Here is a 9,963-nt window from a genome sequence, read left to right as displayed (position 1 = left end):
GTTAGCATTCGACCTCACTGAGAAGGCTGAAACCCTCATTCTGCCGTTAGTGATTGAAAACTGTCCGGACTATTGAAAGATCGAGCATTTAAAATAAAACGTTTTGTAATTATTTAGAGACCCATCGCTGTCGAATAGTCAATTACCAATACTAAAAAGAAGAATCCATAAGTTCGATTGGTTCGGGAACAATTGAATCAATAATTAAACGCATTGGATTAAGGGTGAAAATATCGGGAGCGCAATGGAAGATTGAGAACGTTTCGTCTATCCTTTCTCTTCGCTGTGCTTATCTCAACGGTCAACTTTCAATTTGATGTATTTGCTAAACTGAGATGCACCCTAAAATTACTCTCCCTAATGGATATTTGCAACTAACCCTAATGGAAACATTAATCAAACTTACACATAGGGGCATAGAAACCGGGTATTTTACGACAATAATTGGTTGTTACCCTCTGATTCGGTAAAAAACCCGGTTTCTTCGATGGGAGTGCGTAAGTTCTGAGTAAATCAATAAGGGCAGGCAGTGCCAGTCCTCTTACTTCTCATTACTCCGAAATACCGACTTACCCTTCGCTTTCAGAGTATTAGCCGCATCTGCTAAAGTCTGCGCGAAAGGCTGCTGCGAGTGCATGAAAACGCGAGCGGTGTTGCGTCCCGGCATCCCCGAAATTGAGCCACCCGGATGCGTTCCCGCCCCCGTGAGGAACAAACCATCGATCGGCGTTTTGTAATTCGCCAACTCCGGCAAAGGACGGAAAAATATCATCTGATCTAGCGTCATATCAACGTGATAATAATTCCCTTTCAAAGCCCCCAAACGCTCTCCCAATTCTGCCGGACTTTCCACGTGGCGCCCTATAATTGAATTTTTGATATTTGGCGCGTATTCTGCTAATTTATCAATGCAGCGATCGGCAACTTTGTTTTTCAGCTCATCCGTCCAACCCGTACCGTGTTGACCGGTTCCTTCAGCATTTTCGATCATGTAAGGAGCAAAAAATTCAATCCAAGCCGTATGATGTCCGGGGGGAGCCATTGACGGGTCTAGTACCGTCGGAAACACTACATACATCGATGGGTCAGAGTCGGGAATTCTGCCGATTGAAGGCTCGCTGTGAGAAATTTCAACGTGTCTCACCGAATCTGCAATTAAAACCGAACCGATTAAATATTCGTCCCGATGATTCCAGCGATCAAACTTGGGCATTTCATTGAGAGCTAAGTCTATTTTGAGAATAGTCTCGTTGTTGTTAACAATTTTGCGCTCCAATCTTTCCCGCAAATCCGGGTCGGCACTGTCAACATCGCTGGAGTCCATTAAGTGCAGAAACAAGCGCTTAGCATCAATATTAGAAATGACACCTTTTGTAGCGCGGTATTCCGTGCCGTTGGCCACTCGAACTCCCACAGCGCGACCATCATCAACTAATATTTTCTCGACGTGCTGGTCGGTAAGTACCACACCTGAATAGCTTTTAACTAAATTGAGCAGCGCTTGCACTAATGCACCGGTTCCTCCGCGCGGTCTTGCCATGCCGGGATTGTGTCTCATTGCCAGCATAATTGCACCTACAGCAAGGGTTTTTTGCGAAGGAGGCGCGCCGAGCTCTGCGGCGAATCTTGCTAGGGGTGCTTTGATAAATTCCTCGTCAAACCACTCGTTGAGAAGGTCTTCAGCGCTGGTGAGCATCGTGCGAATAAAGTCCAGCGTTTTGTCGGGTGAACCGATGACGGACAATAAATCTTTGATCTTTGAAATATCGTAGTTGCCCAGAATATCTATGATGGATTTTGGTGGCGCATTAAACATCGGAACCATTGCCCCTAAAGCCCGCTGCCAAAAGTCTGTATATTCGGCATATTTTTTAGCGTCGCGCTCGTTATAGCGGGCAATTTCAGCACAAGTTTTTTCAACGGATTTGTGCGCTAAGAAATATTTACCGTCGGGATGTGGACAAAAGGCCACTGGATCGCAGAAAAGATATTCTAAACCGTATTTTTCCAGTTCTAGTTCTTCTACAACTGGCCCTAAATGGATAAATTCGTGGTCGATCGCGCAAAGATTGAATTTAAAATCCGGCAATTCGGGAATGGCAGCTTCAGTAGTTGCCGCGCCGCCGGGAACTGAACGTTTTTCTAACAAGAGGACTGTATATCCAGCTTTCAGCAGATAAGACGCACAGACGAGTCCGTTGTGACCTGCGCCTATGATAATGACATCATACGTTTGCATAGATGAAGTTCTAGGGAGAGGATATTTTGCTTATTTTACAAATGTTAACAACTTTGCCGTCTCTACCAATAGAAATAGATTCATTGTCAATAAGCCTTTTTAGCATATTACAAAAGATGGAGCTTTGACAAAATGCTGTTGTGCGATCGCCCTTATTTCTTCTTAAACTTACAGAGCGATCGCCCTTCTCCAATCGCGCCAATATTGTACTCTATTTAGCCACATTTATCTGCATTCAATTAAAAACTTAAGCAAACGAAGTAAGAAGGAAGAAGGAACAGGAAAGGGGCCTAGGCAATAGGGAATAGAAACAGTTTTGAGATTGCTTCTTTCCTTGCAACAAGGCGGGTTGAAGGAGTTAAGCCCTAGGAAAATTACTTACTCCACACTCAAAACTGCTAGCCAATTACCTATTAGTACATTGAGAAATATTACTTCAGTTCCCGCAATGCCGCCTCAGCTTTTTGTGCACCATCATTGTTGCCTTGCTGGCGGTAAGTGTCGAGGGCTTGTTGAAAAGCTTCAATTGCTTCGGATTTGCGATCGCGCGCTTTGAGTGCCTTGCCCATATTGTAATAAGCTTCTGCCCGGTTTGGATCAAGCTTAATCACTCGCCGAAAAGTAGTAATCGCTCCTGAAAAATCTTGTTTTTCCAGTTGAATTTTCCCCATTCCTGCGTGTGCTTCCACTAAATTAGGTCGCACCTCAATAGCCCGCTGATAAGCTATAAGCGCTCCGTCGAAGTCGTTTTGAGCCTGGAGAAGTTCGCCAATTTCTAGCTGCACTTCTGGATTCCGGGGCTCCAATTTGGCAGCTTCTTCAAAAGCTGCTAGCCCTTCGGAAGTATAGCCGGCACGCAGCAAAGCAGTGCCTAATTTTAACTGGACACCTGCTTGTTTGGGAGCGAGTTCGGCTGCTTGTTGGAGGACGGTGACAGCACTGGCAAAACTTCCCTGCTGGATCAATACTAAACCCATTGAAGAATAAGCTTGCCAATTTTTTGGATCGAGGGCGATCGCCTCTTGGTATGCTTTAAAAGAACCGCTGTAATCTTTTTGCTGAAAGAGTACCACTCCGAGACCGATTCGGGCATTGACATTTTTGCGATCGAGCACAGCGGCGCGGCGGTAAGCTGTGGCTGCTGCGGGATAGTTTTGTAAATTCGCCATAGCATATCCTAATGCGTATTGGAAGTCAGCATTATTCGGCTCGAGACCGATCGCTTGTTGGTAAAATTCTACTGAGGCTTGATAGTTGCCCTGACGCGCTTCTAAATAGCCAATACCCGAAAAAATGCGGGGGTTTTCCGTATCTAAACGCGCCGCTTCTTGATAAATGGCGATCGCCCTAGTGTAGTCTCCTGAATCTACAAACTCGCGCCCTTGTCGCAGCAGATCATCTAAATTTGAATTATTTTGAGGGTTGACTTGAACGGATATTTCTGCTGAGAGCGCTATCTGCGGCGCTGCGACAGCGAATCCTGCTACTAGCAACGTACTGAATACCAAGAGACTTTGTTTGTGCACGGCCATGTGTTTCAAAGAGTATGTGGAATGGAAGAGCGAGTAGCTGTCTGCTTGGCAAGCTGACAACTTATGACTTACCAGGAATGTTTGAGTGGCGAGATGTAGTAAATCTACAGAACAAGACCCACTCAAAATTTTCGCGATTGAGGCCAACTGATGATTGTAACAACAACTGATATCATCCAAGGAGCAGAAATTCAATCTTACCTGGGAATTGTAACTGCTGAGGTTGTCTACGGCACCAATGCCCTGCGAGATTTCTTCGCGGGCATTCGCGACATCATCGGCGGGCGCACCGGCAGTTACGAGGAAGTGTTTCTCAAAGGACAGCGAGATGCCCTCGCGGAACTGGAAAAACGGGCCCAGCGCCTCGGCGCCAATGCCGTAATCGGGGTGGAAGTTGACACCGGCACGATTAATGTAGACTCAAACGGGGCTTTGCTGCTGATTACTGCCGTTGGAACGGCTGTAAGATTGCGTTAAGCTGTTTTTTCTGTATACGTCCGCCTTTTCTGTATACATCCGGGAAGCTTTCCAACGGGATAAAATAGTTATCAGCCATCAGTCATCAGTCATCAGTCATTAGCTAATAGCGGGTGGCTGGGGGCGGATGACTTTTTCGTTTCTTTCTTCAGACATAGATACTGGTTATTTCCCCAGGCAGATATAGTTTCTATCAATCTCAGCCACAATCAATGCTTAAGTGAAAGATTGTTAAAAATTAAAGCAAATCTCAGAGGAAAAAAAAATCTATGTCATACGTAAATAGACCTGTAGATAACGTTGGTACCGAACCCGTGGTCGTAAATTCAGTGATGGAATACCACGATCGAGTACGTTGGGGCCCGATTTTTTCTGGTTTGGTAATTGCGATCGGCACACAACTGGTATTAAGTGCATTGGGCGCTGCGATCGGGTTGAGCAACATTGCTGGTTCAGGAGCTCCGCGCACTATTGCCGGGGACGTGGGTACCGGCGTGGGAATTTGGTCAATTATTAGTTTGTTAATTAGCTTGGCCGTTGGCGGTTGGGTAACTGCTCGCGCTTGCGGCCCGATGAACCGCAACACAGCGCTTTTAAATGGAGCAATTTTGTGGGCAACGACCTTAACAATTGGCTCTTGGCTGTTAGCAAATGGCGTGGCCGGCACTTTTGGCGTAATAGCTGCGAATGCGGGAGAAGCAATTAATCAAGCACAGCAGGGCGGGGTCGATTTGCCGAACCGAGCACCTAACGTATCTGCTCAGGATACTCGAAATATTGCTGGTAATGCTGCAAAAGCTGGTTGGTCCTTCTTGTTCGGCTCACTATTGGGTTTAGTTGCTTCGATGGTAGGAGCATCTGCCGGCGCGCGCACTCCCCGGAATTACTCGTAAAAGTTTCGTCAGACACGGAAAGTTTATATTCAGGAAAGCACTTTTGTTAAGGTGCTTTTTTATTGCTTTAATTCGGAAACTATTTTTGTATTGTTGGCAGGTTATACCTGAAAACGCATTTTTTGAGGCTCGGCACCCCGGTTTTTAAAGGGATGCTCTGCCTCCCGATCTTTGTTCCCAGGCAGAGCCTGGGAACGAGAATAATGAACGATCAAAGCGAGAGAAAGGTGCTTATAGCGTACCCTACGAATTAAGCGCTGAAGTATTTGGCGGCTGGGTGATAGGTGATAATTGCCGTTGTTGATTGTTCGGGATAAAGTTGTTCGCTTTCATCCATGTAGAGGTTGATACGATCGCACTTTAACAATTCCAGTTGCTTGTACTGATCCGCCATATTCGGACAAGCGGGATAGCCGAAACTGTACCGCGAACCGCGATATCTTTGTGCTAGCATATCGCGAATGCTGTCGGGTTCTTCGCTACCAAATCCCAATTCCCGGCGAATTCGCGCGTGAGTCCATTCTGCGATTGCTTCCGCTGTCTGTACCGCTAACCCGTGAAAGTAGAGATAGTCGGTATATTGATTGTTAGCAAATAGCTTTTGCGCGTACTCTGTAGCAATTTCTCCCACTGTCGCTACTTGCATCGGAAATACATCGATTTTACCCGATTCTTTGGGTGCAAAGAAGTCGGCAATGCACAGCCGTCGCGCCGATTTTTGCCGGGGAAATGTGAATGTTGCAGCGGGTGTCGATACATCTTGCCCGCCCTCCATAATTTCTGGATCGTACAAATGCAAAGAATTACCTTCAGCTTGACAGGGAAAATACCCGTAAATTGCTTGCGGCTGCAGTAAATTTTCGGTGATAATTTTGTGTTTCCACTCTTCCAATATGGGATAAACTTTCTCAGCTAAGAAAGCATCGTATTCTTCCCGCGATTGGTCTTTTGGCTTGCGGAACTGCCACTGACCGGCAACTAAAGCTTGCAAATCTAAGTGCCAGAAAATCTCCTCAAAGGGGATGTCTTCTCCCTGCAACAGTTTCGTTCCCCAGAAAGGAGGAGTCGGGCGATCGATATCTGCTGCCACTGCTTCGGATCGCCGGGTATCTATCACCACAGGAGTGTCTGCTTTCTTCGCATCTTCTACAGAAGAAGTTTCGGGCGCCGCTTTAGCTTCTTTAACCGTCCCATTCTCATCCCCTATTTCATCTAAAAACCCTTGCAAATCTTCCCACTTACCAGCAGATTTGGCTGGCATGAGTTGGTCCATAAAATGCAAGTCAGAAAACGCATCTTTGCCGTAAATTACTTTACCTTTATAAGTATTTTGGCAGTCTTCATGTACAAACTTAGGAGTCAAAGCCGCGCCGCCCAAAATTACCGGAACGGTGATTCCTTTCTGGTTGAATACTTCCAGATTTTCTTTCATGAACGCGGTAGATTTGACCAGCAACCCACTCATCGCGATACAGTCGGCTTTGTGCTTTTCGTAGGCTTCGATGATATTGTCAACCGACTGTTTAATACCCAAATTAATCACTCGGTAGCCGTTGTTTGATAGGATAATATCAACCAAGTTTTTGCCGATGTCGTGAACGTCGCCTTTGACAGTAGCGATGATAAATGTTCCTTTGGCATTGTCCCCGGATTCGGACTTTTCCATGTACGGTTCTAAATAGGCAACTGCCGCTTTCATGGTTTCTGCTGACTGCAATACAAATGGCAGTTGCATTTGTCCCGAACCGAACAATTCTCCGACTACTTTCATGCCGTCTAGCAAGAAGGTATTGATAATGTGGAGAGGCGGATAGGTTTCTAATGCTTTGGCGAGTTGGATATCTAGCCCAATGCGTTCGCCGTCGATGATGTGCTGCTTTAGGCGTTCTTCTACCGGGAGGCTTGCGTCTTCTGTCCGATCGCGCTTGGTAGTTTTGCCCGCAAACACCGTTGTCAGGTCGCCCAAGGGGTCATAAACGCAAATATCGCCGTCAAACTCCCGTTCGTCGTAAATGAGTTTACGGCAGATTTCTTGGTGTTGGGGGTCGATTTTGGCCAGGGGCAAAATCTTATTGGCGCTGACAATTGCCGAGTCCATTCCCGCTTGCATTGCTTCGTGCAAAAACATGGAATTCAAAACTTGCCGCGCCGCCGGATTCAAACCGAAGGAAATATTAGAAACTCCTAAAATTACGTGACATCCTGGCAATTCTTGGCGGATGCGGCGGATGGATTCGATGGTAGCTTTGCCGTTTTTTCTGTCTTCTTCAATCCCGGTAGAAATTGGCAATGCTAGGGTATCAAAAAAGATTTCCTCGGCGGGAATTCCGTAGGCGACGGCGGCGTTATATGCGCGCTGGGCGATCGCAAATTTTTGGTCGGCTGTTCTGGCCATTCCGTCTTCGTCAATTGTACCAATAACTATGCCCGCGCCGTATTTTTTCGCCAACTCTAAAACTTGATAAAAACGCGGTTCTCCGTCTTCGTAGTTAGTTGAATTCAGCAAACATTTGCCGCCCGCCACTTTTAAGCCTGCTTCCATCTTTTCCCATTCTGTGGAATCCAGCATTAAAGGGAGAGTTGCATTAGTAACAACGCGGGAGACTAATTCTTTCATGTCGCGCACGCCGTCGCGGCCGACATAATCAACGTTAACATCGAGAATGTGCGCGCCTTCTCGCACTTGTTCCCTGGCCATTGCTACTAAACCGTCCCAGTCTTCGGCGTTTAGCAAATCGCGGCATTTTTTGGAACCGCTGGCGTTGAGTCTTTCGCCGACAATTAAGAAGGAATTCTCTTGTTCGTAGGGTTGGGCGCTATAAATTGAGGCGGCGGAAGGTTCCCAACTAATTTCGCGGATTTTGGGTTTCAGAGTTTTGCCAATTTCTGATAGTTCGCGGATGTGATCGTAGCGGGTTCCGCAGCAGCCGCCGATGACTTGCACGCCTAAGTCTTCGACAAAGCGCATCAAGGCCATTTTTAATTCTATGGGCGTGAGTTTGTAGTGCGCGTGGCCGCCGATGTTTTCGGGTAAACCAGCGTTGGGAACGCAGGAAACGACGAAGGGCGAATGTTCGGAAAGGTATTTGACGTGTTCGGCCATGCGATCGGGCCCGGTGGCGCAGTTGAGGCCTAAAATGTCGATCGGGTACGGCTGCAAAATGGCTAGGGCGGCGCTGATGTCGGAACCGACTAACATTGTGCCGGTGGCTTCCATTGTGACTGATACCATTAACGGAATCCGCGCACCTTTTTTCTTAAATACTTCTTCAATGGCATTTAATGCTGATTTAATTTGCAGCACATCTTGACAAGTTTCGACAATAAATAAGTCAACGCCGCCGTCATAAAGTCCTTCTGCTTGTTCGGCAAAAGCGGCGGTGAGTGTGTCAAAATCAATGTGTCCTAATGTTGGCAATTTGGTGCCTGGCCCGATCGATCCTGCGACAAATCGAGGTTTTTCTGGCGTGGAAAATTCGGCGGCGATACCCTTGGCGAGTTCGGCGGCAGTTTTGTTGAGATAATATGCTTTGTCTGCCAAATCGTATTCGGCGAGAACGATGGAAGCAGCGCCAAAGGTGTCTGTTTCGATGACATCGGCCCCTGCTTCGAGGAATCCCCGGTGCACGTTGGCGACTGCTTCCGGCTTGGTGTGGACGAGATATTCGTTGCAGCCTTCGTATTCTTTGCCGCCAAAGTCTTCTGCGGTGAGGTTTTGGACTTGCAGGTTGGTTCCCATCGCGCCGTCGAAGACGATGACGGGGCGCGAGGGGTGGTGGAGGCGATCGAGGAATCTGCTATTCATAAGCGGTCAAAAAAAACGCAGGTGCTATATATTTACAATTTTATCTATTGTGCAATATTGTCAACAATTATGTGACTGTTGGCAAATGGCTAATGACCATGCCGATTTGAGATTTGGGATTTGGGATTTTGGATAAAAAAACCAGCCCCCGGATTCATTCCGACGCGCAGGTTGACTGATGGGGACAATCCCCAATCTCAAATCAGATGACAATAGTTCGATCGTACCTGTAAGTGTGCGGGAAATGTCCGATTATTTCGAGGATGCTGTTGTGCGTGGAGATTTGGGGGAGAAGCGGGTGATTATCGGCTGCGAGGGGTTTTTCCGCTTAACTGTTGAGGAATTTTGCCAAAATGCGATCGAAATAATTAAACGATTGATATTAAAGGGCGATCGAATTTTCTGCTATCTCGTAGTTATGCTGATAAGTACGATCGCGATCGCTACTCCTGGCACTTGCCATTGTTTGAGTGTTTCTTCTACGAATAGACGGAATTCGCTCAGATCCCATTGGTTTTTCATCAGAAGTCTCCTTCCAAATTCCACGATTTTATCAATGAGTATCGAAAAGCATGGGTTAGTTTGAAAGCAGCGAGTTGCTTTTTGTTAATTGGTTCAAGACTATAATCGATAACTCCAGCTAACTCCACCATCTGTTTTTCTACACTTTTTGCCCTCACTAAAGATACGCCCAGAACTAGCGAAGCTAATATGAGCCTAAAAAAACGACCTGGTATTTGCAACAAGGTCGAGTTGATTAATAGAGATCGTCTATACAAGCGCTATCATCCCAGGAATTGGTAAAGCGGATTGTCTATACCAACACCAACCAAAGTTCCATCTTCCATCGTAGCAACACTAAGTAGGTTGCCTCCCTCTCCTACAAGCTGCCATCGAGCTGCAAATGTTGCTACTCCCTTCCCAGGGTAAACGCATCTACATTAATTTGACAAACACCTAAATTTGTGCACTACTAAATAACTAAAAAAACCTTCTAAAAATCATTGACTTTAACCA

Annotated in this window: 6 protein-coding genes and 1 pseudogene; 4 read left to right on the top strand and 3 right to left on the bottom strand. The window is 46.5% G+C overall.

Annotation, left to right across the window (positions count from 1 at the left end):
• Positions 1-95: 95 nt before the first annotated feature.
• A pseudogene (locus QUA03_RS27415) lies at positions 96-317 on the top strand (ISKra4 family transposase); the annotation flags it as partial.
• 224 nt (positions 318-541) lie between these two features.
• Here the strand turns inward: QUA03_RS27415 and crtO are convergent.
• Together crtO and QUA03_RS27405 are read right to left on the bottom strand one after the other, a co-directional pair.
• Positions 542-2,239 carry a beta-carotene ketolase CrtO gene (crtO, locus tag QUA03_RS27410; protein WP_333216670.1) on the bottom strand — a complete coding sequence of 566 codons (1,698 nt, stop codon included), beginning with the start codon at positions 2,237-2,239 and terminating at the stop codon, positions 542-544.
• A gap of 431 nt (positions 2,240-2,670) precedes the next feature.
• Positions 2,671-3,771, bottom strand: coding sequence for a tetratricopeptide repeat protein (locus tag QUA03_RS27405; protein WP_333216672.1), 1,101 nt, complete (start codon positions 3,769-3,771; stop codon positions 2,671-2,673).
• Positions 3,772-3,921: 150 nt separating this feature from the next.
• Between QUA03_RS27405 and QUA03_RS27400 the strand changes: the two genes are divergently transcribed.
• On the top strand, positions 3,922-4,248 hold the full coding sequence (locus QUA03_RS27400; RefSeq protein ID WP_006634531.1) for a YbjQ family protein: 327 nt from the start codon (positions 3,922-3,924) through the stop codon (positions 4,246-4,248).
• A gap of 269 nt (positions 4,249-4,517) precedes the next feature.
• Complete coding sequence (locus QUA03_RS27395; RefSeq protein WP_333216668.1) at positions 4,518-5,141, top strand: hypothetical protein; 624 nt, start codon at positions 4,518-4,520, stop codon at positions 5,139-5,141.
• A gap of 250 nt (positions 5,142-5,391) precedes the next feature.
• Here the strand turns inward: QUA03_RS27395 and metH are convergent, their stop codons facing one another.
• The gene (metH, locus tag QUA03_RS27390) at positions 5,392-8,946 is read right to left on the bottom strand and encodes a methionine synthase (RefSeq protein ID WP_333216666.1); all 3,555 of its coding nucleotides are present in this window, start codon (positions 8,944-8,946) and stop codon (positions 5,392-5,394) included.
• Positions 8,947-9,124: 178 nt separating this feature from the next.
• Between metH and QUA03_RS27385 the strand changes: the two genes are divergently transcribed.
• Positions 9,125-9,532: a hypothetical protein gene (locus QUA03_RS27385; protein ID WP_333216664.1), complete on the top strand. Its 408-nt coding sequence runs from the start codon at positions 9,125-9,127 to the stop codon at positions 9,530-9,532.
• The last annotated feature ends 431 nt before the right edge of the window (positions 9,533-9,963 follow it).

The sequence above is a fragment of the Microcoleus sp. S36b_A4 genome, assembly GCF_036700645.1.
GTDB lineage: Bacteria > Cyanobacteriota > Cyanobacteriia > Cyanobacteriales > Microcoleaceae > Microcoleus.
Note: the sequence above shows the minus strand (reverse complement) of the source record. Positions and strands in the feature narration are given on the sequence as shown.